This window comes from Streptomyces sp. S186 (assembly GCF_051603415.1).
Classification (GTDB): Bacteria; Actinomycetota; Actinomycetes; order Streptomycetales; family Streptomycetaceae; genus Streptomyces.
In genome coordinates this window covers 2,784,736-2,810,886 of record NZ_CP193932.1, presented here as the reverse complement: position 1 = coordinate 2,810,886, position 26,151 = coordinate 2,784,736, and the positions used below count along the sequence as shown (strand labels likewise).

The window sequence follows — 26,151 nt, the reverse complement described above, 5'->3', positions numbered from 1 at the left end:
CCGTACGGTTACGCACATGAGGGACGAAGAAACGCTGCGCGCCCACCAACTCCTGGGCGCCTCGGGCGGATTGCGGCCGGTACTCCCGGAGGAAGGGCCGCGGTTCGCACGCTGGGAGCTGGTCTCGCTCGCCGAGCTCGCCCTCGGCGAGACCGCCGAACCGGACGCGCTCACCACCACCGACGAGCACCGCCTGCGCGAGAGGCTGCGCAGCCCCGCCACGCCCGACCGGCTCGCCGAAAAGGACTGGCGCCGGAGGTACTGGCTGCTGGACGCCGGCGGCTCGCCCGCCGGCACCCTCGCACTCGACACCTGGCCGCGCGGCTGGGACTGCCTCGGCCTCTCCTCCCTGTACGTCCACCCCGCCGCCCGCCGCACGGGCCTCGCCCGCCGGGCCCTGGACGCGGTGCACCACGCGGCCCTGGCCGCCGGGCTGAACGGCTTTCAGCTGCACACCCACTGGGTGTGGCAGCCCACCATCCGCTGGTATCTCGCGCGCGGCCTGTGGGTGACGAGCTGGAAACACGACCTCGGCCTGTCGCGGCTCGCCCGCCTGCCGCGCTACGAGGTCGCCCGCACACCCCAGGGCCTCACCTTCTCCGTCGACGACGGCGGCACGATGGTGCCGCTGCTGCACGCCGGCCGGGACGGGGACACACTGCGCCTGCGCCGCACACCGGAGTACCGCCGCCGAGCCGCGGAGCGACAGCGCCACGACACCACCCTCTTCTACGCCGGCACCACACTCGCGCTCCACCTCGCCCTCGCCGGCCGGCCGCTCGTACGCGACGCACGGGCATGGGAGGCGGCCCCCGGTTCGAGCGACATCGGGCATCCGGAAGGGCTCGCCCGCAAGATCCGGATCTTCGAGGAGTCGGCACGCCGGGACGGCTGGCTGGTGCGCACACCACCCCTGGTGCTCCCCGCGGACCTGCCGACCCCCACCTGGGCCCTGAGCGACGGATGGCCCAGCGGTGATTAGCTCGCTGGCATACCGCGCCCCCGGCCCCGCGGTACCGCCCCCGTCGGCTCTCAGCCACCGCTCCCCGGCCGCCAGTTACCCGCGGAACCTGCCGCATCGCCTCCCGCTTCCCCGGGGGACGCCTGCCTCACCCGTCCCGTCCGACCAGTGGTCTACGCAGACGCGCCCCGGCCACCCACCCTCCCCCTATGGGGGTTTCAGAAGACCGGCCACGCCGCCCCGGCGGCACACCGTCCCGTCGCCCGCAGTCCCGCTGCCCGCGCTGCGGGCTGCCGTGCGACCGCGTCCCGACGCTCGAACACGAGGAGATCCTGCTGGAACCGGACATGACCCCGCTGGCCCACACGGTGCCGCCGGACCACCGCTGGATCGAGCTGTCCGACGGGCAGGTGGCTCTCTACGGCGTCTGCCCGCCCGTTCCCGACCAGCGCTGCCGCATCGACCACGAGCTGGCCTGCCCGGCGCTACCGCCACCGGACCCCTGGCGCCGGCTGACGGCGCTGCGCCACGAGAACGCCCACCGAGCCGCCCGCCGACCACCCCCGCAGCACTGTCCGGACACCGCCTGACGCCCCCGCGCACGCACACAAAAAGACCCCGACCTCAGCGTCTCCACTGATGGCGGGGTCTTCCGGCACTTCACTCGAAGTGCCCCCGGCAGGATTCGAACCTGCGCACACGGCTCCGGAGGCCGTTGCTCTATCCCCTGAGCTACGGGGGCTTTGTTGCCGCTCGTTGCGGCGACGGGTAGAACACTACCAGCTCCGATGGGGTGGTCATGAACGCTTTGTGGGGCGGCCGCGGGGGCGGGGGACGGAGGCGGTCCGGGCGGCCAGGGAAGGGTGCCCTTAGCGCATGCCGCGGGCGCCGCGGCGGCGGTCGCCGAAAGGTCCCTCGCACGGGGGCGGAAGTGGGCAAAACCGGGACGCAGCCACAGATGCGCGCCTAGTCTCATGGTGTGCCTGGCTTGTCCGGTCGGATCCTTGTGGTCGATGACAACAAGGTGATCCGGCAGTTGATCAGGGTCAACCTTGAGCTGGAGGGCTTCGAGGTCGTGACCGCGGCTGATGGTGCCGAATGTCTGGACGTCGTGCACCAGGTGAGACCCGACGTCGTCACCCTCGACGTGATGATGCCGCGGCTGGGCGGGCTGCACACCGCGGCGCGGCTGCGTTCCGATCCGCGGACGTGGGACATCCCGATCGCCATCGTCAGTGCCTGCGGCCAGGGCGAGGTGGACAACGGGGAGCCGGTGGCGATCGACGCCTATCTGGCCAAGCCGTTCGAGCCGACGGAGCTGGTGCGCACGGTGGGGATGCTGGTGCGCGAGGGACGGCAACAGGGGAAGGGAGCCGCGGGCAGGCGGGGCGCCGGCCCGCGCGACGACGGGCCGGGTCGCGTGCCGGGCCGAGCGTCGGGCCGCGCGCCCCGCGGCGAGCCGGGAAGTGAGGGGGAACGGGCCGCGGGATGACGGCCCCGCGCCCGGCACCGCGTGGTCCCGGCCCCCCAGCTGTCCACAACGCGAAACCCGTTCGCCCAGGTACCCCCCTTCTCCCATACGCTTGTCGTGTGACCCCGGCCGAGCTCTCCCGCACCGTTCTGCACTCCGTGCGCGGTGCCGTCGATGAGCGCGAGCTCTCCGTGCCCGTGCCGGCGCGGATCGTGGTGCAGCCGCCGCCGCGGCCCGGATGCGGGGACTACGCCTCCAACGTGGCGCTCCAGCTGGCGAAGCAGGCGGGGCGGCCGGCGCGTGAGGTGGCGGAGATCCTGCGCAGGCGGCTGGCCGGGAGCTCCGGGATCGCCCGCGTCGAGATCGCCGGGCCGGGATTTCTGAACTTCCATCTGGGGGACGGGGCGTCGGCCGGTCTCGTCCGCGAGGTGCTGTCCCGGGGTGAGCGCTACGGCGCGCCGGCGGAGTCCGGGGCCGCGGCGGGAGCCGGGCCGGGGCGGATCGCCGACGGTCCGGCGCGGTACGCGGGGGAGTGGGCCGCGGCCCGGGAGAGCGTCGTGCGGGAGGTGCTGGTGCGGCTCGGGCGGGACGACGTCCGTGCCCGGACGCCGGCGGCCGCCGGTCGCGCGGAGCCGGCCGGGCTCGTCGCGCGGCTGGGCGCCGACGAGGCGCGCTGGGTGCTGCTGAAGCCCGCGGCGGCGGACCCGGTGCGGGTGCCGGCGCGGCCGGTGCAGCACGAGGACAACCCGCGGTTCCGGGTGCAGTACGCCCACGCCCGCAGCCGCGCGATGGTGCGGAACGCCCGCGAGCTGGGGTTCGCGGGGGAGCCGGGGGACGTGACGGGCGACGCCGGCCACGGGGACGTACGGCTCGTCCGGACGCTGGAGAGCTGTCTCGCGACGTATCCGACGGCCGTCGCGGCGGCCGCACGGAGCTGCGCGCCGGACCGGCTGGTGCGTCATCTGGAGGCCACCGCGGACGCCGCTCTGCGCTGGCAGGAGGAGTTTCCGCCGCTGCCCGCCGGCGAGCAGAAACCCTCGGCCGTGCACCGCGCCCGGGTGGCCCTCGCCGAGGCCACGGGGACGGTGCTGTGCAACGGCCTGCACCTGCTCGGCATCTCTTCTCCCGAACATGTCTGATCCGCACACGCCTGAATCTGGAAATGTCTGATGTACGCGTCCGAACACCCGCGGAGCGCGCCGAGGACTGCCCCGGTCAGGACCTCTGAACGATCTTGAGGGGACCGTTTCCGTTATGAGCCGTTCCGCACACCCCGCAGGGCCCCGGCATGGCGACGTACTGCCCGAGGGGCACTACGCCGGGCCGCCCGCCGATCTCAACTCCCTTGACCCGCGGGTCTGGTCCCGCACCGTCCGGCGCGACGCCGACGGCGTGGTGACGGTCGGCGGGCTGCCGGTGACCGCGCTCGCCGAGGAGTTCGGCACCCCGGCGTACTTCCTCGACGAGGAGGACTTCCGGGCGCGCTGCCGGGCCTGGAAGGACGCCTTCGGGCCGGACGCCGACGTGTTCTACGCGGGCAAGGCGTTCCTGTCCCGGGCCGTCGTGCGCTGGCTGAACGAGGAGGGCCTCAACCTCGACGTGTGTTCGGGGGGCGAGCTGGCCACCGCGCTGGCCGCCGGGATGCCCGCCGAGCGCATCGCCCTGCACGGCAACAACAAGAGCACCGAGGAGATCACCCGGGCCGTCGAGGCCGGCGTCGGACGGATCGTGCTCGACTCGTTCCAGGAGATCGTGCGGGTCGCGCACATCGCCGAGCGGCTCGGCAAGCGGCAGCGGGTGCAGATCCGGGTGACCGTCGGCGTCGAGGCGCACACCCACGAGTTCATCGCGACCGCCCACGAGGACCAGAAGTTCGGCATCGCGCTGGCCGGCGGCCAGGCCGCCGAGGCGGTGCGCCGGGCGCTGCGGCTGGACGGGCTCGAACTCATCGGCATCCACAGCCACATCGGGTCGCAGATCTTCGACATGGCCGGCTTCGAGGTCTCCGCGCGGCGGGTGGTGCAGCTGCTCGCCGAGGTGCGCGACGAGCACGGCGTGGAGCTGCCGGAGATCGACCTCGGCGGCGGCCTCGGCATCGCCTACACCTCGGACGACGACCCCAGGGAGCCGCACGAGATCGCCAAGGCGCTGCGGGAGATCGTCGGCCGCGAGTGCGAGGCGGCCGGGCTGCGGGTGCCGCGGCTCTCGGTCGAGCCGGGCCGGGCGATCGTCGGCCCCACCGCCTTCACCCTCTACGAGGTCGGCACGGTCAAGGAGCTGGAGGGGCTGCGGACGTACGTCTCCGTGGACGGCGGGATGTCGGACAACATCCGCACCGCGCTCTACGACGCGGAGTACAGCGTGGTGCTGGCCTCCCGGACGTCGGACGCGGAGCCGATGCTCTCGCGCGTCGTCGGCAAGCACTGCGAGAGCGGCGACATCGTCGTCCGGGACGCCTTCCTGCCGTCCGACGTGGCGCCCGGCGACCTGCTCGCGGTGCCCGCCACCGGCGCGTACTGCCGGTCCATGGCGAGCAACTACAACCACGCGCTGCGGCCGCCGGTGGTGGCGGTCGCGGACGGCGCGGCCCGGGTCGTCGTCCGGCGGGAGACGGAGGAAGATCTCCTGCGGTTGGATGTCGGGTAGGCCGGATCGCCGGGTCCGGGCCCCGGATGAAATAAATGTCTCGGCATCCGGACGAACGGCGGAAACGGCCGTCCGGTGCGTGAGACTGGTGCATGACCAGGAAACTGGTGTGTGACCGGGCATGAAACTGCTGGATCGAAGAAAAGACGAGGTCGAATGATGCGTACGCGTCCGCTGAAGGTGGCGCTGCTGGGCTGTGGTGTGGTCGGCTCAGAGGTGGCGCGCCTCATGACGACGCACGCCGACGACCTCGCGGCCCGCATCGGCGCGCCGGTGGAGCTCGCCGGGATCGCCGTCCGCCGCCCGGAGCGGGTGCGGGCCGGGATCCCGGCCGAGCTGATCACCACCGACGCGACCGCGCTGGTCAAACGCGGCGACATCGACGTCGTCATCGAGGTCATCGGCGGCATCGAGCCCGCCCGGGGCCTGATCACCACCGCCTTCGAGCACGGCGCGAGCGTGGTGTCGGCCAACAAGGCCCTGGTGGCCGCCGACGGCGCGGCGCTGCACGCGGCGGCCGAGAAGCACAACGCCGACCTGTACTACGAGGCGGCGGTCGCCGGCGCGATCCCGCTGGTGCGGCCGCTGCGCGAGTCGCTCGCCGGCGACAAGGTCAACCGCGTCCTCGGCATCGTCAACGGCACCACCAACTTCATCCTCGACAAGATGGACGCCACCGGCGCCGGCTACAGCGAGGCACTGGACGAGGCCACCGCGCTCGGGTACGCCGAGGCCGACCCGACCGCCGACGTCGAGGGCTTCGACGCCGCCGCCAAGGCCGCGATCCTCGCCGGGATCGCCTTCCACACCCGCGTCACCATCGACGACGTGCACCGCGAGGGGCTGACCGAGGTCACCGCCGCCGACATCGCCTCCGCCCGGCGGATGGGCTGCACGGTCAAGCTGCTGGCCATCTGCGAGCGGGCCGCGGACGGCGCCTCGGTGACCGCGCGGGTGCACCCGGCGATGATCCCGCTGACCCATCCGCTGGCCTCCGTGCGCGAGGCGTACAACGCGGTCTTCGTGGAGTCCGACGCGGCCGGCCGGCTGATGTTCTACGGGCCCGGCGCGGGCGGCGCGCCGACCGCCTCCGCGGTCCTCGGCGACCTCGTCGCGGTCTGCCGCAACAAGCTCGCCGGTGCCACCGGGCCGGGGGAGTCCGCGTACACCGCGCTGCCCGTGAGCCCGATGGGCGAGGTCGTCACCCGCTACCACATCAGCCTCGACGTGGCCGACAAGCCGGGCGTCCTGGCGCAGGTCGCGACGGTCTTCGCCGAACACGGCGTGTCGATCGACACGGTCCGTCAGCAGGGAAGGGACGGCGAGGCCGACCTCGTCGTCGTCACCCACCGAGCGACCGACGCGGCCCTGTCGTCGACGGTCGGGGCACTGCGCGAGCTGGACACCGTCCGCGGTGTCGTCAGCATCATGCGGGTCGAAGGGGAGTAAAGGAACCCATGTCTGCCAATTCCACCGTGACCACCGCGAACGGTCAGTGGCGCGGAATCATCGAGGAGTACCGCGACCGGCTGCCGGTCAGTGACACGACCGAGGTCGTCACCCTCCGCGAGGGCGGTACGCCGCTGGTACCGGCCCAGGTACTGTCCGAGCGCACCGGCTGCGAGGTGCACCTCAAGGTCGAGGGCGCCAACCCCACGGGCTCGTTCAAGGACCGCGGGATGACGATGGCCATCACCCGGGCCAAGGAGGACGGCGCCAAGGCCGTCATCTGCGCCTCCACGGGCAACACCTCCGCCTCGGCCGCCGCCTACGCGGTCCGGGCCGGGATGGTCTGCGCGGTGCTGGTCCCGCAGGGCAAGATCGCGCTCGGCAAGATGGGCCAGGCGCTGGTCCACGGCGCCAAGATCCTCCAGGTCGACGGAAATTTCGACGACTGTCTGACGCTGGCCCGCGGCCTCTCCGAGAAGTACCCGGTCGCACTTGTGAACTCCGTCAACCCGGTGCGGATCGAGGGCCAGAAGACCGCCGCCTTCGAAATCGTCGACATGCTCGGCGACGCCCCGGACATCCATGTGCTGCCCGTCGGCAACGCCGGCAACATCACCGCCTACTGGAAGGGCTACCGCGAGTATGCCGCCGACGGCATCGCCGCGCGCACCCCGCGGATGTGGGGCTTCCAGGCGTCCGGCAGCGCCCCGATCGTGCGCGGCGAGGTCGTGAAGGACCCGCACACCATCGCCACCGCGATCCGGATCGGCAACCCCGCCTCGTGGGAGTTCGCCGAGCGCGCCCGGGACGAGTCCGGCGGCCTCATCGACGAGGTGACGGACCGTCAAATCCTGGCCGCCTACCGCCTGTTGGCCGCAAGGGAGGGCGTCTTCGTGGAGCCCGCCTCGGCCGCCTCGGTCGCCGGTCTGCTCAAGGCCGCCGAGGAGGGCAGGGTGGACCCCGGCCAGCGCATCGTCTGCACGGTCACCGGCAACGGCCTCAAGGACCCCGACTGGGCGGTGGCCGGCGCGCCGCAGCCGGTCACGGTCCCGATCGACGCCGATGCCGCCGCCGAGCGGCTCGGCCTCGCCTGACCGGCCCGGACACCCTCCGGACCTGCGAAGACGTACGGAAGACGTGCGGGGGCGACGGCCGGTCCGGCCGCCCGTCGCCCCCGCGCACCGCACCTCGCGCCACGCCCCGGCAAACGCTGCAAACACTGCAAAGAGAGCGTCGGGGCGGAGGATGGTGCGCGACACGCATCGTGCGCCTCCTGTGCGCCCTATGTCGCGACAGAACCTTCCTTCGATAGGCTGGCACCCAACTCCCCTCCCCACGGCATAACGCAGTGGTGTGCAGGGCAGGTCAGAACAGACCCCACGAGCCGTCCCGGCACCCCGGTGCCGCGGTGCTGCGCTCGGGGGCAGTACCGCAGCATCAACCAAGGAGAGTCATCGAGCGATGGCCGGTCCCGCGTTCCGCGCCGCCGCCGTCCGGGTGCGCACCCCCGCCACCAGCGCCAATCTCGGCCCCGGCTTCGATGCCCTGGGACTTTCCCTGGGTCTGTACGACGACGTCGTGGTACGGGTCGCCGACTCCGGTCTGCACGTCGACATCGCCGGCGAGGGCGCCGAGACGCTGCCGCGCGACGAGAGCCACCTGCTCGTACGGGCCATGCGCACCGCCTTCGACCTGCTCGGCGGGCAGCCGCGCGGCCTGGAGATCGTCTGCGCCAACCGCATCCCGCACGGCCGTGGCCTGGGCTCCTCCTCCGCCGCCATCTGCGCCGGTATCGTCGCCGCCCGCGCCGTGACCATAGGCGGCGAGCAGAAGCTCGACGACACCGCGCTGCTGGAACTCGCCAACGAGATCGAGGGCCACCCCGACAACGTCGCCGCCTGCCTGCTCGGCGGTTTCACGCTCGCCTGGACGGACACCGGCACCGCGCGGGCGATCCGGATGGATCCGGCCGATTCCATCGTTCCGGTGGTCTTCGTGCCCGGCAGACCCGTGCTGACCGAGACCGCCCGCGGACTGCTTCCGCGCACCGTCCCGCACGGGGACGCCGCGGCCAACGCCGGCCGCGCGGCACTGCTCGTCGAGGCGCTGACCAGGCGCCCCGAGCTGCTGCTCGCCGCGACCGAGGACCGACTTCACCAGGACTACCGCGCCCCGGCGATGCCGGAGAGCATGGCCCTGGTGAACCGACTGCGCGCGGACGGCGTCCCCGCAGTCATCTCCGGTGCGGGCCCCACGGTGCTCGCGCTGGTCGAAGATGCGGCGGCCGACAAGGTCGCGGCGCTGGCGGGCGAGGGGTGGGCGGCCAACCGGCTGACCCTCGACGCGGCCGGTACGTGTGTGCTGCCGCTCGCCGGGTGATCGCACCGAGCGATCACCGATCGCCGGTCTTGGAGAGGGGGAATGTTTGTTGGATCCGGTAGTGTTAACCTCAAGTCAGTACTCGACGCCAGTGTGGCGCGGTGCTTCGTGTCCCCCATCGGGACCACTTTCTTCCGGGAGCCTCCCCAACTGCTTGGAGCTTTTGTCCTGAGCAGAAGTGAGCACGCTCCGGAATCGGCGTGACGACAGAAGACACACCCCAGATCTTCACGCCGAAGCCATGAATTGATCTTTCCGCCGTATCCGGCGGGACCACCGCCCCGGCCCGGTCCGCAAGACCCAAGGACCCAGCCGGACAGCACAACCGGTCGCCGAGCCAGACAGGCCGACGCCCGCTCCAGGGAAGGACCCTTCGTGAGCGACACCACCGATCTGATGGGCGCGCGCACCGATGGCAGTGCCACCACGCCCGCCACGGACGCTCCCGCCGCGCCTGCCACCACGCGGCGCCGCCGTTCCGGCACCGGCCTTGAGGGCATGGTCCTGGCAGAGCTGCAGCAGATTGCCTCCGGCCTCGGTATCAAGGGCACCGCGCGGATGCGCAAGAGCCAGCTGATCGAGGTCATCAAGGAGAAGCAGGCCGCCGGCTCCGGGACCTCCGCCAAGGCCGACGCGCCCGCAGACACCGAGACCAAGCCCAAGCGCCGTACGACGTCCAAGGCCCGCACCGGCGAGGCCGGTGCCGAGCCCGCGGCGAAGACCGAGAAGGCCGCCAGGACGGCCAAGACCGCGGAGAAGGCCGGGACCCAGCAGCAGATCGACATCCCCGGCCAGCCCTCGCCCCAGGGCAGCGCCGCAGAAGAGGCGCCGGCCGGCGAGCGCCGCCGCCGCCGGGCCACCGCCCCCGCGGGCAGCCCGGAGGCCGAGGTCCGCACCGAGGCCAAGGCCGAGGCCGCCACCGCGGTCAAGACCGAGGCCCGGACCGAGACCACCCTCGCCCCGCAGGAGACCGGCGAGGGCCGGCCCGCCAAGGGCGTCGACCGCCAGGAGCGCGGGGACCGCCAGGACCGCGGCCAGAAGGGCGAGCGGGGCCGGCGCGACCGGGACCGCGACCGCGACCGCCGCAAGAGCGACGCGGGCGACGGCGGCCAGGGCGGCCAGGGGGGCAACCGCCAGCGGGACCGCCGGGACGACGAAGAGGACTTCGAGGGCGGCCGGCGCGGCCGGCGCGGCCGCTACCGCGACCGCCGCGGGCGCCGCGGCCGCGAGGACTTCGCCGGTGAGCCGCAGCTGGCCGAGGACGACGTGCTGATCCCCGTCGCGGGCATCCTCGACATCCTCGACAACTACGCGTTCATCCGGACCTCCGGCTACCTCCCCGGCCCGAACGACGTCTACGTCTCGCTCGCCCAGGTCCGCAAGAACGGCCTGCGCAAGGGCGACCACGTCACCGGCGCGGTCCGCCAGCCCAAGGACGGCGAGCGGCGCGAGAAGTTCAACGCCCTGGTGCGGCTGGACAGCGTCAACAGCATGGCGCCCGAACAGGGCCGCCAGCGGCCGGAGTTCGGGAAGCTGACGCCCCTTTACCCGCAGGAGCGGCTGCGCCTGGAGGGCGAGTCGGGCGGGCTGACGACCCGGATCATCGACCTGGTCACCCCGATCGGCAAGGGCCAGCGAGGGCTGATCGTGGCGCCGCCGAAGACCGGCAAGACCATGATCATGCAGGCGATCGCCAACTCGATCACCCGCAACAACCCCGAGTGCCACCTGATGGTCGTCCTCGTCGACGAGCGTCCGGAAGAGGTCACCGACATGCAGCGGTCGGTGAAGGGCGAGGTCATCTCCTCGACCTTCGACCGCCCGGCCGAGGACCACACCACCGTCGCCGAGCTGGCCATCGAGCGCGCCAAGCGGCTCGTCGAGCTCGGTCACGACGTGGTCGTGCTGCTGGACTCCATCACCCGCCTGGGCCGCGCGTACAACCTCGCGGCGCCCGCCTCCGGCCGCATCCTGTCCGGTGGTGTCGACTCGACCGCGCTCTACCCGCCGAAGCGCTTCTTCGGCGCCGCGCGCAACATCGAGGACGGCGGTTCGCTGACCATCCTGGCCACCGCGCTGGTCGAGACCGGCTCGCGGATGGACGAGGTGATCTTCGAGGAGTTCAAGGGCACCGGCAACCTGGAGCTCAAGCTCGACCGCAAGCTCTCCGACAAGCGCATCTTCCCCGCGGTGGACGTGGACGCGTCCAGCACCCGCAAGGAGGAGATCCTGATGGGCAGCGAGGAGCTGGCCATCGTCTGGAAGCTGCGCCGGGTGCTGCACGCGCTGGACCAGCAGCAGGCCATCGAGCTGCTGCTGGACAAGATGAAGCAGACGAAGTCCAACGCGGAGTTCCTGCTCCAGATCCAGAAGACGACGCCGACCACGGGCAACGGCAACGACTGACGCCCGCGGCCGCGCCGCACGTCGCCCGGGTCCCCTCACCACCGCGGTGAGGGGGCCCGGGCGCTTTCCGTACCGGGTGTGACCTGCGTCGCGCGCCGCCGTGCCCCGCTTGAGACCTTTCGCACAGACCCGTACCGCGCACACGGCTTCCGCCGGAGCGCGCGACGCGACGAAAGCCCTGGTGAGAGCCTCCCCGAGCGCCTGCGGCGGTCCCGTGCGCCCCGTTCTTCTAAGAAAACGCTCATAACGCGCTGTGCAACCCTTCCGGTCGGCCTCCCGTCTGACTGGGCAATCAACTGCCTGCGGCAGGGAGACGGCGAGGCGCAGTCGACCACGAAGGACTGAGAAACAGATGGCGCAGAGCGACGGGACCACGCGGCCGGCCGGAGACCGCAGCCGCTCCCTACGTGCCACCGGCCGGCGGCGCAAGGCACCCACCCGGCGCCGCCGGGTCCTCACCACCACGCTGTGCGCGCTGGTCGGCGTCGTCCTGCTCGGCGGCGCGGGGCTCGGCTACCTCTACTTCAAGTTCAACGGCAACCTGACAGGCGTCGACATCAACGCCGCGCTCGGCAAGGACCGCCCGAAGAACGTCGACAACGGCTCGATGGACATCCTCGTGATGGGTTCCGACTCCCGGGCCGGCAAGAACGGCGACTACGGCAAGGACGAGGGCGGCGCCCGCTCCGACACCGCGATGATCGTGCACGTCTTCAAGGGCCACCAGAAGGCCAGCGTCGTCAGCATTCCCCGGGACACCATGGTCACCCGGCCCGACTGCGCCAAGGACGGCCGGACCGTCCCCGGCCAGCGGCGGGCGATGTTCAACACCGCCTTCGAGGTCGGCGGCCCGGCCTGCGCCGTGAAGACCGTCGAGTCGATGAGCGGGATCCGCATGGACCACTTCGTCGAGGTCGACTTCACCGGCTTCAAGAAGCTCATCGACGCCCTCGGCGGGGTGCAGATCACCACCACCAAGGCGATCGACGACAAGTACAGCCACCTGCACCTCAAGCCCGGCACGCACACCCTCGGCGGCGAGGACGCCCTCGGCCTCGTCCGCACCCGGCACGGCGTCCCCGGCGGCGACGGCAGCGACCTGGGCCGCATCCAGCTCCAGCAGACCTTCGTCAAGGCACTGATGAACCAGGTCCGCAACGTCGGCGTGCTCACCAACCCGGCCAAGCTCTACAACATCGCCGACACCGCCACCAAAGCCGTCACCACCGACACCGACCTCAACTCCGTCACCGCGCTGACCGGCCTGGCCAAGGAACTCGGCGGGATATCCTCCGACGGCATCGACATGGTGACGCTCCCGGTGACCTACGACCCGGCCAACCCCGACCGGGTGCTGCCGCTCACCGCCCAGAGCCGCATGGTCTGGGACGCGCTCCGCCACGACCAGCCCATCCCCAAGTCCGCGATCAAGGGCTCGGCGGGTGACAAGGGCGGTACGTCCCACTACGTCAAGTAGCCGCCCCGAGCCCGTCACCCGCCCGGAAACGCCACGTGGCGGGCGGGGAATAGCTCCGGCCGTACCCCGGTTTTGGGAGATACGGCCAGTGCTGGCAGACTGGACCGTCGGCCCCGGTTCACGTGACGCAATCCGCGCCACGACCCGGTGCACTCCCGAACCTAGGAGAATCCCTTGAAGCGCGACATCCACCCGGAGTACGTCGAGACCCAGGTCAGCTGCACCTGTGGCGCGTCCTTCACCACCCGTAGCACCGTCGCCGGCGGTACCATCCGCGCCGACATCTGCTCCGAGTGCCACCCGTTCTACACGGGCAAGCAGAAGATTCTGGACACGGGCGGCCGTGTGGCCCGCTTCGAGGCCCGCTTCGGCAAGAACGCCAAGGCCGCCAAGAAGTAGCGACCCGCAAGGCGCCGGTCTCCGGTCGCCCCCGGATCAGGGGGGACCGGACCGGCGTCTTTGTCGTCCGTACCCTCTGCCCGCCCGGCCGGGGGACGGCCCGCCGCACCGCGGCAGTGGGGCACCGCAGCCACAGCGGCCCCGGGAAGTCACACCAGCAGTCAGCAGAGGAACACACGATGTTCGAGGCGGTCGAAGAACTGGTCGGCGAGCACGCCGGCCTCGAAAAGCGGCTGGCCGACCCAGCGGTCCACGCGGACCAGCGCGAGGCCATGCGGCTCAACAAGCGCTACGCCGAGCTGACCCCGATCATCGCCGCCTACCGCTCCTGGAAGCAGACCGGCGACGACATCGGCACCGCCCGGGAACTGGCCGCGGACGACCCGGACTTCGCCGACGAGGTCAAGGAGCTGGAGGCCCGCCGCGAGGAGCTCACCGAGAAGCTGCGGCTGCTGCTCGTCCCGCGCGACCCCAGCGACGACAAGGACGTGATCCTGGAGGTCAAGGCGGGTGAGGGCGGCGAGGAGTCCGCGCTGTTCGCCGGCGACCTGCTGCGGATGTACCTGCGGTACGCCGAGCGGGCCGGCTGGAAGACCGAGATCCTCGACGCCAACGAGTCCGACCTCGGCGGCTACAAGGACGTCCAGGTCGCGGTGAAGACCAAGGGCGGGGGCGGCGCCACCGAGCCCGGGCAGGGCGTCTGGGCGCGGCTGAAGTACGAGGGCGGGGTGCACCGCGTCCAGCGGGTGCCCGCCACCGAGTCGCAGGGCCGGATCCACACCTCCGCGGCCGGCGTGCTGGTCACCCCCGAGGCCGAGGAGGTCGAGGTCGAGATCAACGCCAACGACCTGCGGATCGACGTCTACCGCTCCTCCGGCCCCGGCGGCCAGTCCGTCAACACCACCGACTCCGCGGTCCGGATCACCCACCTGCCCACCGGCATCGTGGTCTCCTGCCAGAACGAGAAGAGCCAGCTCCAGAACAAGGAGCAGGCCCTGCGCATCCTCCGCTCGCGGCTGCTGGCCGCGGCCCAGGAGGAGGCCGAGCGGGAGGCGTCCGACGCCCGGCGCAGCCAGGTGCGCACCGTCGACCGCTCGGAGCGCATCCGCACGTACAACTTCCCGGAGAACCGCATCTCGGACCACCGGGTGGGCTTCAAGGCGTACAACTTGGACCAGGTGCTCGACGGCGAGCTGGACCCGGTCATCCAGGCGTGCGTCGACGCCGACGCGGCGGCCAAGCTCGCCGCCGCCCAGTAAGACCGCAAGACCCAGGACGTATCGGCTGGAGGACCAGTGCCGCACGATTCCGGGGGGCGCCCCCCGAGCTCCCGATCGTTGCTGCTCGCGGAGGTGGCCCAGGCCACCCAGCGGCTGGCCGACGCCGGCGTACCCTCGCCGCGTTTCGACGCGGAGGAGCTGGCCGCGCACGTGCACGGCGTCAAGCGCAGCCAGTTGCACACGGTCGCCGACGCGGACTTCGACGCCCGCTACTGGGAGGCCGTCGCCCGCCGCGAGGCGCGCGAGCCGCTCCAGCACATCACCGGCCGGGCGTTCTTCCGCTACCTCGAACTCGCCGTCGGACCAGGGGTGTTCGTGCCCCGTCCGGAGACCGAGTCGGTGGTCGGCTGGGCCATAGACGCGGTACGCGCCATGGACGTCGTCGAGCCCCTGATCGTCGACCTCTGCACCGGCTCGGGGGCGATCGCCCTCGCCCTGGCGCAGGAGGTCCCCCGATCGCGGGTGCACGCCGTGGAGCTCTCCGAGGACGCCCTGGGCTACGCCCGCAAGAACGTCGAGGGGTCCCGCGTCGTTCTCCACCAGGGCGACGCGCTCAGCGCGCTCCCCGAGCTGGACGGGCAGGTCGACCTGGTGATCTCCAACCCGCCGTACATCCCGCTCACCGAGTGGGAGTACGTCGCCCCCGAGGCCCGCGACCACGACCCGGAACTGGCGCTGTTCTCCGGCGAGGACGGCCTGGACACCATCCGGGGCATCGAGCGGACCGCCCACCGCCTGCTGCGGCCCGGCGGCGTGGTCGTCATCGAGCACGCCGACACCCAGGGCGGACAGGTGCCGTGGATCTTCAACGAGGAGCGGGGCTGGGCCGACGCGGCCGACCACCCCGACCTCAACAACCGGCCCCGATTCGCCACTGCGCGCCGGGCGACGCCATGAACCACACCGCCCCGGCGCCCGATGCAGCCGATGCATCCGCTTATTCGTTCCGCGTAACCGTTCCGCACGAGGAGGACCGCTAATGGCACGGCGATACGACTGCAGCGACGCGACCGACCGCGCGACCGGCCTGCGTGAGGCCGCCTCGGCCGTCCGCCGCGGCGAGCTGGTCGTGCTGCCGACCGACACCGTCTACGGCATCGGCGCGGACGCCTTCAGCCCGGAGGCCGTCGGCGACCTGCTGGAGGCCAAGGGCCGCGGCCGGGGAATGCCGTCCCCGGTCCTGGTCGGGTCCCCCAACACCCTGCACGGCCTGGTCACGGAGTTCTCCGAGCAGGCGTGGGAGCTGGTCGACGCGTTCTGGCCGGGGGCGCTCACCCTCGTCGCCAAGCACCAGCCGTCGCTGACCTGGGACCTCGGCGAGACCCGCGGCACGGTCGCCGTCCGCATGCCGCTGCACCCGGTCGCGATCGAGCTGCTCACCGAGTTCGGCCCGATGGCGGTCTCCAGCGCCAACCTCTCCGGCCATCCGTCGCCGCAGGACTGCGACGCCGCCCAGGAGATGCTCGGCGACTCCGTCTCCGTCTACCTCGACGCCGGCCCGACCCCGGCCGCCGTGCCGTCCTCGATCGTGGACGTCACCGGCACGGTGCCGGTGCTGCTGCGCGAGGGCGCGATCAGCGCGGAGGAGCTCCGCAAGGTCGTACCCGAGCTCGAGGTGTCGCATTGATGCCCCCGCCGCAGGGGCGTGGCATAGCGGGACGAGGCGACGAACCCCTCCTCGTCCCGGCGGACCCCGTGCCCTGCTTCCGGATCCTCCACGTCAGCACCGGCAACGTCTGCCGCTCGCCGATCACCGAGCGGCTGCACCGCCATGCGCTGCGGGAGCGGCTGGGCTCCTCGCAGGCGGTCCGCGGCTGCGGGCTGCTCGTGGAGAGCGCGGGCACCTGGGGCCATGAGGGCGCCCCCATGGAGGCCCACGCCGCCACCGTGCTCGCCGACTACGGCGCGGACCCGGCCGGCTTCATCGGCCGCGAACTGCTCGACGAGCACGTCATCCGCGCCGACCTGGTGCTCACCGCGACCCGCGACCACCGTGCGCAGGTGATCTCGATGGGGCACTCCGCCGGGCTGCGCACCTTCACCCTGAAGGAGTTCAACCGGCTGGTTCGCGCCATAGATCCGGCCACCCTGCCGGCGCCCGACCCCGGCCTGCCCGACGGCGGACTGGTCGAGCGGGCCCGTGCGCTGGTCGGCGCGGCCGCCGCGCTGCGCGGCTGGCTGCTCGCGCCCAACCCGGAGTCCGACGAGGTCCACGACCCCTACGGCGCGCCGATCACGTTCTTCCGCTCGATCGGCGACGAGATCAACCGCGCGCTCGACCCGGTCGTCACGGCCCTCACCGGGGTCCCGGCACCGGCCTGACCACCCCGGGGAACGGCCCTGGAGGGCCCTCTGTGACCCGTGGGCCGGCCCCGGGACCCCGACGCCCCGCCCGCCGCGCCCGAACCCCCTGCCGCGCCTACATTGGGATTGGGGCCCGCCCGGGAGAACGAGGTCCGGCCGGGCCCTGGGGGCACGTGCGACGTGCCCTGGTCCCCGTACGAGGCCCGGAGCCAGCGATGCCCGCCACCACCGCGTCATCCCGCCGTACCTCCGCCGCCGGCCGCGCCCCGGCCGCCGCGCCCCGGACCGCCGGGGCGGCCGAGACCGCCGAGCGGCAGGCGCGGACCGCCGCCCGCGACGCACTCACCCGCCCACCCGGCTCACCGGACTTCGCCACGCTGCTGGAGCAGGACCCGGAGATCGCCGGCGTCCTGTTGGCGGAGAGCGCCCGGCAGAGCGAGGGACTCCAGCTGATCGCCGCCGAGAACTTCGTCTCGCCCGCGGTGCTGGCCGCCCTCGGCTCCCCGCTGAGCAACAAGTACGCCGAGGGCTATCCGGGCGCCCGGCACCACGGCGGCTGCGAGATCGTGGACCTCGCCGAACGGATCGCGGTGGAGCGCGCCAAGGCCCTGTTCGGCGCCGAACACGCCAACGTCCAGTCCCACTCCGGGTCTTCGGCCGTGCTGGCCGCCTACGCCGCCCTGCTGCGCCCCGGTGACACCGTCCTGGCGATGTCCCTGCCGCACGGCGGGCACCTCACCCACGGCTCGCCGGCCAACTTCTCCGGCCGTTGGTTCGACTTCGCCGGCTACGGCGTCGACGGCGAGAGCGGGCTGCTCGACCACGACGCGATCCGCGCGCTGGCCCGCGAGCGCCGCCCCAAGGCCCTGGTCTGCGGCTCGATCTCCTATCCGCGGCACATCGACTACGCCGCGTTCCGCGACATCGCCGACGAGACCGGCGCCTACCTGATCGCCGACGTGGCCCACCCGATGGGGCTGATCGCCGGCCGCGCGGCGCCCAGCCCGGTCCCGTACGCCGACGTGGTGTGCGCCACCACCCACAAGGTGCTGCGCGGGCCGCGCGGCGGGATGATCCTGTGCCGGGCCCGGCTGGCCGACCGCATCGACCGCGCGGTGTTCCCGTTCACCCAGGGGGGTGCCCAGATGAACGCGGTCGCCGCCAAGGCCGTGGCCTTCGCGGAGGCCGCCACGCCCGCGTTCCGGGGCTATGCGCACCAGGTGATCGCCAACGCCCGGGCGCTGGCCGACGGGCTGGCCGCGGAGGGCCTGGCGGTCACCACGGGCGGCACCGACACCCACCTGATCACCGCGGACACCGCGGGGCTCGGCGTGGACGCGCGCACCGCCCGCGGCCGGCTGGCGGCCGCCGGGATCGTGCTGGACACCTGCGCGCTGCCGGGCGGCGGGCCGTCCGCGCGGTCCGGGCCGTGTCCGACCGGGATCCGGCTGGGCACCGCCGCGGTGACCACCCAGGGGATGGGGGAGGCCGAGATGCACCGGATCGCCGAGCTGATCGGGGCGGCGCTGCGGGAGGACGGCGCGGCGCGGGCGGCCGTCGCGGGACTGGTCGGCCGGTTCCCGCCCTATCCCGATCGGTCCTGATCCGCCCGTTCCGCGGAACCGCCGGCGGGGCCCCGGCGTCCTCTCTGGTACTCCCCTGTGTTCACGGCCCGGGGGCGGACGCGCATAAGGTGTGGGGCTGTGATGGCCAGCTATCTCGATGGGGCAGCCCGTGCGTGAATACCTGCTGACGCTGTGCGTCACTGCCGCGGTGACCTACCTGCTGACCGGCCCGGTGCGGAAGTTCGCGATCGCCGCCGGTGCCGTGCCGGAGATCCGCGCCCGTGACGTGCACCGCGAGCCGACCCCCCGGCTGGGCGGGATCGCGATGTTCGGCGGGCTGTGCGCGGGGCTGCTGGTGGCCGCGCACCTGACCAACCTCAAGAGCGTCTTCGAGACCAACGAGCCCCGGGCGCTCCTCTCCGGCGCCGCGCTGATCTGGATCCTCGGCGTGCTCGACGACAAGTGGGGCGTGGACGCGCTGGTCAAGCTGGGCGGCCAGATGATCGCCGCGGGCGTGATGGTCCTCCAGGGCCTGACGATCCTCTACCTCCCGGTCCCCGGCATCGGCACCGTCGCGCTGACCCCGATGCAGGGCACGCTGCTGACCGTCGCGCTGGTCGTCATCACGATCAACGCGGTGAACTTCGTCGACGGCCTGGACGGCCTGGCGTCCGGCATGGTCTGCATCGCCGCCGCCGCGTTCTTCATGTACACGTACCGGCTCTGGTTCGGGTACGGCATCGAGGCGGCGGCGCCGGCGACGCTGTTCTCGGTCGTCCTGATGGGCATGTGCCTGGGCTTCCTGCCGCACAACATGCACCCCGCGCGGATCTTCATGGGCGACTCCGGCTCGATGCTGATCGGCCTGGTGATGGCGGCCGGCGCGGTCTCGCTGACCGGCCAGGTCGACCCCGACCTGCTCAACCAGAAGGCGGGCGGTCTGCGCGAGGCCACCCACGCGATGGTGCCGGTCTACATCCCGCTGCTGCTGCCGCTGACGATCATCGCGGTGCCGGTCGCGGACCTGATTCTGGCCATTGTGCGGCGGACCTGGAAGGGCCAGTCGCCGTTCGCCGCGGACCGCGGGCACCTGCACCACCGCCTGCTGGAGATCGGCCACTCCCACAGCCGTGCGGTGCTGATCATGTACTTCTGGTCGGCGCTGATCGCGTTCGGCGCCGTGGCGTACTCGGCGAACGACGCCAGCATGTGGATCGTCCTCGGAATCGTGCTGCTCAGCGCCGTCGGCCTGGTGCTGCTCCTGCTGCCGCGCTTCACCCCGCGGGCCCCGCTGTGGGCCGAGCGGCTGGTGCCGCCGCGCTACCGCAGGGTCGTCCGGGCGGTGGCCGGCACGGCCGCGCCGGCGGCGGAGGCCGCGGACGGTGCGGCCGGCGAGGCGGCGGGGGAGGAGCGCCGGCTGGCCGTTCCGGCGGGGATCCACGGCGCCACGGCGATCGGCGACCGGTCACGTTTCGTGGACCGCCGGAAGGCGGGGAGTCATCACTGAGGGGGCTCGGGGTCGCCCGAATGTGCGTCGGGAATCGGGACGGTTGACCCCATACCAGACAAACGACGGTCCGTCAGTGCACCTATGGGCGCCATCACTCTCACGTGTGACAGGATCCACACGAACCAGGTAAAGACCTCATCAAATAGTTTGTGATACCGTTCACGAAACCCGGCGGCAACGCCGAAGGGCCGTAGTGCGACGGTCCCTCGGCCACAGGTTCTCCCTCAGGCCGGGTCTACGCTCGTCCCTGACGAACACCCCCACCCAATGCCGGAGCGCCACCATGCAGTCGAATGACGCCCGACTCCTTCTTCACGCCGCCGTGCCCACCCTTGCCGCCGGCGCCGTCGCCGTCGCCGTGAGCGGTCTGGTCGCCGGCGCCACAGGAGCGATCGGCGGCGCCGTCGGCACCGTGCTGGTGGTGCTGGTGATGGGGGCCGGCCTGTTCGTCCTGCAGCAGACCGCCAAGAAACTTCCGCAGCTGTTCCAGATGATGGGCCTGCTGCTGTACACGGTGCAGATCCTGTTCGTGTTGGTGTTCCTCATCGCCTTCAAGGACACAACTCTCTTCGACACCAAGGCATTTGCGTTCACTCTGCTCGCAGCCACCCTCGTATGGATCGCCGCCCAGACGCGCGGCCATATGAAGGCGAAGATCCTGTACGTGGATCCCGACTCCGCGAAGGCCGAGACGGCCAAGACGGCGGGGTCGCCGACGTGACACGTAGGGCCGAGATAAACGGCCTCATGCGGGCCTGCTATCGTCCGGTGCCAACTGCGGCGCTGATGGCGCAGGCGGCTGAGCTCCCGGAGTCCACGACCAGGAACGGGAAGTTCTCGCGGCCGATGCCTGTGATCCGGTCCGGCCCAGCGCCGACCAGCCGCCCCCTAATCCGTAACACCAGTCCAGTGCCGCTCCGTGGCTCAACGCCGCGCCGACACAACGAGGTTGCCGTACCCATGCGCCACGCTGAAGGAGCTCGCGGTGAGTGCTGAAACGATGCTCGCCTTCGAGACCGACTGCCACATCTTTTCCGGGTGCGGCTTCGATGCTCCCGGGCTCCATAACTTCGTCTTCGAGCCGCTCTTCAAGATCGGCAGCTTCGAGTTCAACAAGCCGATGCTGCTGGCCCTGCTCAGCACGGTCGTTGTGGTGTGGTTCTTCTGGGCTGCATTCGGCCGGGCGAAGGTCGTGCCCGGAAAGCTCCAGATGATCGGCGAGGCGGGCTACGACTTCGTCCGCCGCGGGCTCGTCTACGACGCGCTGGGGAAGAAAGAGGGCGACAAGTACGTCCCCTTCATGGTCTCGCTGTTCTTCTTCGTGTGGATCATGAACCTCTGGTCGATCATCCCGGTCGCCTCCTTCCCGGTGACCTCGATCATCGCCTTCCCCGCCGGACTGGCCGCGATCGTCTACATCCTGTGGGTCTTCCTCACCTTCAAGAAGCACGGCTTCGTCGGCGCCTTCAAGAACTTCACCGGCTATGACAAGTCGCTCGGCTGGGTCCTGCCGCTGCTGATGGCCATCGAGCTCCTCTCGAACCTGATCATCCGGCCGTTCACCCACGCGGTACGACTCTTCGCGAACATGTTCGCGGGCCACCTGCTGATCGTGATGTTCACCGTCGCGAGCTGGTACCTGATGAACGGCATCGGCTTCGCCTACGCCGGCGCCTCGTTCGTCATGACCCTCCTGATGACGGCCTTCGAGCTGTTCATCCAGGCCATCCAGGCGTACATCTTCGTCCTTCTGGCCTGCAACTACGTCCAGGGCGCGCTCGCCGAGCACCACTGAGCACCCCGCCTCCCACCCCAACAGCTGTCCGGTGGCCAACCCCCACCGGTACGTGAAACGAGAAGGAAGTAACGGCATGTCCGCTGCTCTCGAGATGGTCAACCACCTCGCCGCCGCCGGCGACTCCGCCAAGACCACGGTGGTCGGCAACGTCGCGTCGATCGGTTACGGCCTCGCCGCCATCGGCCCCGGCGTCGGCGTCGGCATCATCTTCGGTAACGGCACCCAGGCCCTGGCCCGCCAGCCCGAGGCCGCCGGCCTGATCCGCACCAACCAGATGATGGGTTTCGCCTTCTGTGAGGCGCTCGCCCTGATCGGCATCGTCATGGGCTTCGTCTACAAGTAAGCCGAAGCCGCATCGACTATCCATTCAGACGGAAGGCACTGATGTGAACGCCCTGAACTTGGCGGCGGAGGTTCCCGAGAACCCCCTCGTCCCGCCGATTCCGGAGCTGGTCATCGGCCTGATCGCTTTCTTCATCGTCTTCGGCTTCCTCGCCAAGAAGCTCCTCCCGAACATCAACAAGGTTCTGGACGAGCGCCGGGCGCAGATCGAAGGCCGTATCGAGGATGCCGAGGCGACGCAGGCCGAGGCGCAGCAGGTTCTCGCGGACTACCGGGCCCAGCTCGCCGACGCCCGCCACGAGGCCGCGCGTCTGCGCCAGGAGGCGCAGGAGCAGGGCGCGACGCTCATCGCCGAGATGCGCGCCGAGGGCCAGCGGCAGCGTGAGGAGATCATCGCCGCCGGCCACGCCCAGATCGAGGCGGACCGCAAGGCGGCCGCCCAGTCGCTGCGCCAGGACGTGGGCAAGCTCGCCACCGAACTGGCCGGCAAGCTCGTCGGCGAGTCCCTGGAGGACCACGCCCGGCAGAGCCGGACCATCGACCGCTTCCTCGACGACCTCGAGGCCAAGGCGGCGTCGGACGTGACGAAGGCTGAGGCCGGCCGATGAATGGAGCGAGCCGCGAGGCACTCGCCTCCGCACGCGAGCAGTTCAACGCGCTGACGGACAACACCTCCGTCGACGCCGCGAACCTCGCCGAGGAGCTGGCTGCCGTCACCGCTCTGCTCGACCGCGAGGTGTCGTTGCGTCGGGTCCTCACCGACCCGGCGCAGCCCGCCGAGGCGCGGGCCGAGCTGGCCCGGCGACTGCTCGGCGGCCAGGTCGGCGAGGCCACGCTCGACCTGGTGACCGGAATGGTCCGGGCCCGCTGGTCGCGCTCGCGTGACCTGCCGGACGCGATCGAGGAGCTGGCCTACAGCGCCGACCTCGTCGCGGCCCAGCGGGACGGACGGCTGGACGACGTCGAGGACGAGCTGTTCCGGTTCGGCCGGATCATCGCGTCCAGCGCCGAGCTCCGCCGCGCCCTCACCGACCGGAGCGCGACGGTCTCCGCCAAGACGGAACTGCTGCACACGCTGCTGGGCGGCCGGGCCAACCCGGTCACCGAGCGACTGGTGATCCGTCTTGTCGCACAGCCGCGGGGCCGTAGCCTGGAGGCAGGGCTCGACGCCCTCTCCAAGCTGGCGGCGGCCCGCCGGGACCGGATGGTCGCGGTGGTCACCTCCGCGGTGCCGCTCGGCGACGGACAGCGGCAGCGCCTCGGCGCGGCACTGGCGCAGCTGTACGGACGGCAGATCCACCTGAACCTCGACGTGGACCCCGCGGTCCTCGGCGGCGTCCAGATCCGGATCGGCGACGAGGTCATCAACGGGACCATCGCGGACCGCCTCGACGAGGCAGCCCGTCGGATGGCCGGCTGACCCAGCCACCAACTCAAGAGCTGCACACCCGGCGGCCGGACACCGGACCCGCCGGACCGACAGGTCCGGCCGTGGTCCGGACGACGCCCCGGAGAACAGCACAAGCACGACGGCGGCCCGAGTTGGGCCGTAAGCGGAAAGCCCGTGGGGGACGAGCCCCCGGACACCGCACGTAACTTCGGGCCCAACAAGGAGAGCAGGGAACCCAGATGGCGGAGCTCACGATCCGGCCGGAGGAGATCCGGGACGCACTGGAGAACTTCGTCCAGGCGTACAAGCCGGACGCGGCCTCGCGCGAAGAGGTCGGGACGGTCAGCGAGGCCGGCGACGGCATCGCGAAGGTCGAGGGTCTGCCCTCGACCATGGCGAACGAACTGCTGAAGTTCGAGGACGGCACCCTCGGCCTCGCGCTGAACCTCGAAGAGCGCGAGATCGGTGCGGTCATCCTCGGCGAGTTCAGCGGCATCGAGCAGGGCCAGCCGGTGCAGCGCACCGGCGAGGTGCTCTCGGTCGCCGTGGGCGACGGCTACCTGGGCCGCGTCGTCGACCCGCTGGGCAACCCGATCGACGGCCTCGGCGAGATCGAGACCGAAGGCCGCCGCGCCCTTGAACTGCAGGCCCCCGGCGTCATGGTCCGCAAGTCGGTCCACGAGCCCATGGAGACCGGCTACAAGGCCGTCGACTCCATGGTGCCGATCGGCCGCGGCCAGCGTCAGCTGATCATCGGCGACCGCCAGACCGGCAAGACCGCCCTGGCCGTCGACACGATCATCAACCAGCGCGACAACTGGCGCTCCGGCGACCCGAAGAAGCAGGTCCGCTGCATCTACGTCGCCGTCGGCCAGAAGGGCTCCACCATCGCGTCCGTGCGCGGCGCGCTGGAGGAGGCCGGCGCCCTGGAGTACACCACCATCGTCGCCGCCCCGGCGTCCGACCCGGCGGGCTTCAAGTACCTCGCGCCCTACACCGGCTCGGCCATCGGCCAGCACTGGATGTACCAGGGCAAGCACGTCCTGATCATCTTCGACGACCTCTCGAAGCAGGCCGACGCCTACCGCGCCGTCTCCCTGCTGCTGCGCCGCCCGCCGGGCCGCGAGGCGTACCCGGGCGACGTCTTCTACCTGCACTCGCGTCTGCTGGAGCGCTGCGCCAAGCTCTCCGACGACATGGGCGCCGGCTCGATGACCGGCCTGCCGATCGTCGAGACCAAGGCCAACGACGTCTCGGCGTTCATCCCGACCAACGTCATCTCCATCACCGACGGCCAGTGCTTCCTGGAGTCGGACCTGTTCAACGCCAACCAGCGTCCGGCACTGAACGTCGGTATCTCGGTCTCCCGCGTCGGTGGCTCGGCCCAGCACAAGGCCATGCGCCAGGTCTCCGGCCGCCTCCGTGTGGACCTCGCCCAGTACCGCGAGCTGGAGGCGTTCGCCGCCTTCGGTTCCGACCTGGACGCGGCCTCCAAGGCCCAGCTGGGCCGCGGTCAGCGCATGACCGAGCTGCTCAAGCAGGACCAGTACGCGCCGATGGCCACCGAGGACCAGGTCGTCTCCATCTGGGCCGGCACCAACGGCAAGATGGACGACGTGCCCGTCGCGGACATCCGCCGCTTCGAGCGCGAGCTCCTCGACCACCTCCGCCGGGAGAAGAAGGACCTGCTGACCAGCATCCGCGAGGGCGCCAAGATGTCCGATGACACCATCGGTGCCATCTCGGACGCCGTCGACGCCTTCAAGCGGCAGTTCGAGACCTCGGACGGCAAGCTGCTCGGCGAGGACACCCCCGCCACCGGCAAGTGACGACGGAAGGGACCTGATCCATGGGAGCCTCGCTCCGGGTCTACAAGCGTCGCATCCGCTCCGTCTCCGCGACCAAGAAGATCACCAGGGCGATGGAGATGATCGCCGCCTCGCGCGTCGTCAAGGCGCAGCGCCAGGTGGCGGCATCGACGCCGTACGCCAGTGAACTGACCCGCGCGGTGACCGCGGTTGCCACGGGCTCGAACACCCAGCACCCGCTGACCACCGAGACGGAGCAGCCGTCGCGGGCCGCGCTGCTGCTCATCACGAGCGACCGCGGTCTGGCCGGTGCCTACTCCTCCAACGTCATCAAGGCCGCGGAGGCGCTCACCGAGCGCCTCAAGGCCGAGGGCAAGGAGGTCGACACCTACATCGTCGGCCGCAAGGGTGTGTCGTACTACGGCTTCCGCGAGCGGAAGGTCGTGGAGTCGTGGACGGGCTTCACCGACAGCCCGAACTACGGCGACGCCAAGAGGGTCGCCGCCCCGCTGATCGAGGCGGTCCAGAAGGACACCGCCGAGGGCGGGGTGGACGAACTCCACATCGTCTACACCGAGTTCGTCTCGATGATGACGCAGAACGCGCTGGACGACCGTCTGCTGCCGCTGTCTCTCGACAAGGCCGCCGCGGAAGAGTCCGAAGAGAAGTCCAAGGGCGAGATCCTCCCGCTCTACGACTTCGAACCGTCGGCCGAGGACGTCCTGGACGCCCTGCTGCCGCGGTACGTGGAGTCGCGGATCTACAACGCGCTGCTGCAGGCCGCCGCCTCCAAGCACGCCGCCACCCGGCGTGCGATGAAGTCGGCGACCGACAACGCGGAAGACCTCATCAAGTCGCTCTCGCGGCTTGCCAACGCGGCCCGCCAGGCCGAAATCACCCAGGAAATCAGCGAGATCGTCGGCGGCAGTGCCGCACTGGCCGACGCGACCGCGGGGAGTGACTGAC

The 26,151-nt window shown here is 71.4% G+C and carries 24 protein-coding genes and 1 tRNA gene; 24 read left to right on the top strand and 1 reads right to left on the bottom strand.

What is annotated here, in order from left to right:
• Positions 1-16: 16 nt before the first annotated feature.
• Positions 17-982 carry a GNAT family N-acetyltransferase gene (locus ACRAS8_RS11550; RefSeq protein ID WP_438485853.1) on the top strand — a complete coding sequence of 322 codons (966 nt, stop codon included), beginning with the start codon at positions 17-19 and terminating at the stop codon, positions 980-982.
• 188 nt (positions 983-1,170) lie between these two features.
• Entirely contained in the window at positions 1,171-1,551 is a 381-nt protein-coding gene (locus ACRAS8_RS11545) for a DUF6083 domain-containing protein (protein WP_438485852.1), read from the top strand.
• Positions 1,552-1,631: 80 nt separating this feature from the next.
• Here the strand turns inward: ACRAS8_RS11545 and ACRAS8_RS11540 are convergent.
• A tRNA-Arg gene (locus ACRAS8_RS11540) sits at positions 1,632-1,703 on the bottom strand.
• A 237-nt stretch (positions 1,704-1,940) separates the two neighbouring features.
• Here ACRAS8_RS11540 and ACRAS8_RS11535 point away from each other — a divergent pair.
• The 22 genes from ACRAS8_RS11535 to ACRAS8_RS11430 all read left to right on the top strand — a co-directional run bounded on the left by ACRAS8_RS11535 (position 1,941) and on the right by ACRAS8_RS11430 (position 26,150).
• Complete coding sequence (locus ACRAS8_RS11535) at positions 1,941-2,453, top strand: response regulator (protein ID WP_438485851.1); 513 nt, start codon at positions 1,941-1,943, stop codon at positions 2,451-2,453.
• A gap of 98 nt (positions 2,454-2,551) precedes the next feature.
• Positions 2,552-3,571, top strand: a complete 1,020-nt coding sequence (gene nrtL / locus ACRAS8_RS11530; protein ID WP_438485850.1) for an ArgS-related anticodon-binding protein NrtL — start codon at positions 2,552-2,554, stop codon at positions 3,569-3,571.
• A 115-nt stretch (positions 3,572-3,686) separates the two neighbouring features.
• On the top strand, positions 3,687-5,078 hold the full coding sequence (lysA, locus tag ACRAS8_RS11525) for a diaminopimelate decarboxylase (RefSeq protein ID WP_438485849.1): 1,392 nt from the start codon (positions 3,687-3,689) through the stop codon (positions 5,076-5,078).
• A 156-nt stretch (positions 5,079-5,234) separates the two neighbouring features.
• Positions 5,235-6,527 (top strand): homoserine dehydrogenase, encoded by a 1,293-nt coding sequence (locus ACRAS8_RS11520; protein ID WP_438485848.1) that lies wholly within the window; start codon positions 5,235-5,237, stop codon positions 6,525-6,527.
• Positions 6,528-6,535: 8 nt separating this feature from the next.
• A complete protein-coding gene (gene thrC / locus ACRAS8_RS11515) occupies positions 6,536-7,621 on the top strand; it encodes a threonine synthase (protein WP_438485847.1) in 1,086 nt (361 codons plus the stop codon).
• A gap of 367 nt (positions 7,622-7,988) precedes the next feature.
• Positions 7,989-8,906 (top strand): homoserine kinase, encoded by a 918-nt coding sequence (gene thrB / locus ACRAS8_RS11510; protein ID WP_438485846.1) that lies wholly within the window; start codon positions 7,989-7,991, stop codon positions 8,904-8,906.
• A 375-nt stretch (positions 8,907-9,281) separates the two neighbouring features.
• Positions 9,282-11,312, top strand: a complete 2,031-nt coding sequence (gene rho, locus ACRAS8_RS11505) for a transcription termination factor Rho (protein WP_438485845.1) — start codon at positions 9,282-9,284, stop codon at positions 11,310-11,312.
• A gap of 352 nt (positions 11,313-11,664) precedes the next feature.
• Positions 11,665-12,789 (top strand): LCP family protein, encoded by a 1,125-nt coding sequence (locus tag ACRAS8_RS11500; protein WP_438485844.1) that lies wholly within the window; start codon positions 11,665-11,667, stop codon positions 12,787-12,789.
• A gap of 174 nt (positions 12,790-12,963) precedes the next feature.
• Entirely contained in the window at positions 12,964-13,188 is a 225-nt protein-coding gene (gene rpmE, locus ACRAS8_RS11495; RefSeq protein ID WP_248015100.1) for a 50S ribosomal protein L31, read from the top strand.
• A gap of 179 nt (positions 13,189-13,367) precedes the next feature.
• Entirely contained in the window at positions 13,368-14,447 is a 1,080-nt protein-coding gene (gene prfA, locus ACRAS8_RS11490; protein WP_438485843.1) for a peptide chain release factor 1, read from the top strand.
• 36 nt (positions 14,448-14,483) lie between these two features.
• Positions 14,484-15,365, top strand: coding sequence for a peptide chain release factor N(5)-glutamine methyltransferase (prmC, locus tag ACRAS8_RS11485; protein ID WP_438485842.1), 882 nt, complete (start codon positions 14,484-14,486; stop codon positions 15,363-15,365).
• Between the two features lie 82 nt (positions 15,366-15,447).
• Positions 15,448-16,095, top strand: coding sequence for an L-threonylcarbamoyladenylate synthase (locus ACRAS8_RS11480; RefSeq protein WP_438485841.1), 648 nt, complete (start codon positions 15,448-15,450; stop codon positions 16,093-16,095).
• Complete coding sequence (locus tag ACRAS8_RS11475; RefSeq protein WP_438485840.1) at positions 16,095-16,790, top strand: protein-tyrosine-phosphatase; 696 nt, start codon at positions 16,095-16,097, stop codon at positions 16,788-16,790. The genes ACRAS8_RS11480 and ACRAS8_RS11475 overlap by 1 nt, the downstream gene beginning before the upstream one ends.
• Before the next feature lie 197 nt (positions 16,791-16,987).
• Complete coding sequence (glyA, locus tag ACRAS8_RS11470; RefSeq protein WP_438485839.1) at positions 16,988-18,376, top strand: serine hydroxymethyltransferase; 1,389 nt, start codon at positions 16,988-16,990, stop codon at positions 18,374-18,376.
• Between the two features lie 118 nt (positions 18,377-18,494).
• The gene (locus ACRAS8_RS11465) at positions 18,495-19,844 is read left to right on the top strand and encodes an MraY family glycosyltransferase (protein ID WP_438485838.1); all 1,350 of its coding nucleotides are present in this window, start codon (positions 18,495-18,497) and stop codon (positions 19,842-19,844) included.
• A gap of 286 nt (positions 19,845-20,130) precedes the next feature.
• Positions 20,131-20,568, top strand: a complete 438-nt coding sequence (locus ACRAS8_RS11460) for a hypothetical protein (protein WP_438485837.1) — start codon at positions 20,131-20,133, stop codon at positions 20,566-20,568.
• A 279-nt stretch (positions 20,569-20,847) separates the two neighbouring features.
• Positions 20,848-21,642 (top strand): F0F1 ATP synthase subunit A, encoded by a 795-nt coding sequence (gene atpB, locus ACRAS8_RS11455; RefSeq protein ID WP_438490422.1) that lies wholly within the window; start codon positions 20,848-20,850, stop codon positions 21,640-21,642.
• A gap of 76 nt (positions 21,643-21,718) precedes the next feature.
• Positions 21,719-21,988 (top strand): ATP synthase F0 subunit C, encoded by a 270-nt coding sequence (gene atpE, locus ACRAS8_RS11450; RefSeq protein ID WP_221906680.1) that lies wholly within the window; start codon positions 21,719-21,721, stop codon positions 21,986-21,988.
• 43 nt (positions 21,989-22,031) lie between these two features.
• On the top strand, positions 22,032-22,595 hold the full coding sequence (locus ACRAS8_RS11445) for a F0F1 ATP synthase subunit B (protein WP_438485836.1): 564 nt from the start codon (positions 22,032-22,034) through the stop codon (positions 22,593-22,595).
• A complete protein-coding gene (locus tag ACRAS8_RS11440; RefSeq protein ID WP_438485835.1) occupies positions 22,592-23,407 on the top strand; it encodes a F0F1 ATP synthase subunit delta in 816 nt (271 codons plus the stop codon). Before ACRAS8_RS11445 ends, ACRAS8_RS11440 begins: the two co-directional genes overlap by 4 nt.
• 209 nt (positions 23,408-23,616) lie before the next feature.
• On the top strand, positions 23,617-25,206 hold the full coding sequence (atpA, locus tag ACRAS8_RS11435; protein WP_438485834.1) for a F0F1 ATP synthase subunit alpha: 1,590 nt from the start codon (positions 23,617-23,619) through the stop codon (positions 25,204-25,206).
• Positions 25,207-25,226: 20 nt separating this feature from the next.
• Positions 25,227-26,150: a F0F1 ATP synthase subunit gamma gene (locus tag ACRAS8_RS11430; RefSeq protein ID WP_438485833.1), complete on the top strand. Its 924-nt coding sequence runs from the start codon at positions 25,227-25,229 to the stop codon at positions 26,148-26,150.
• The last annotated feature ends 1 nt before the right edge of the window (position 26,151 follow it).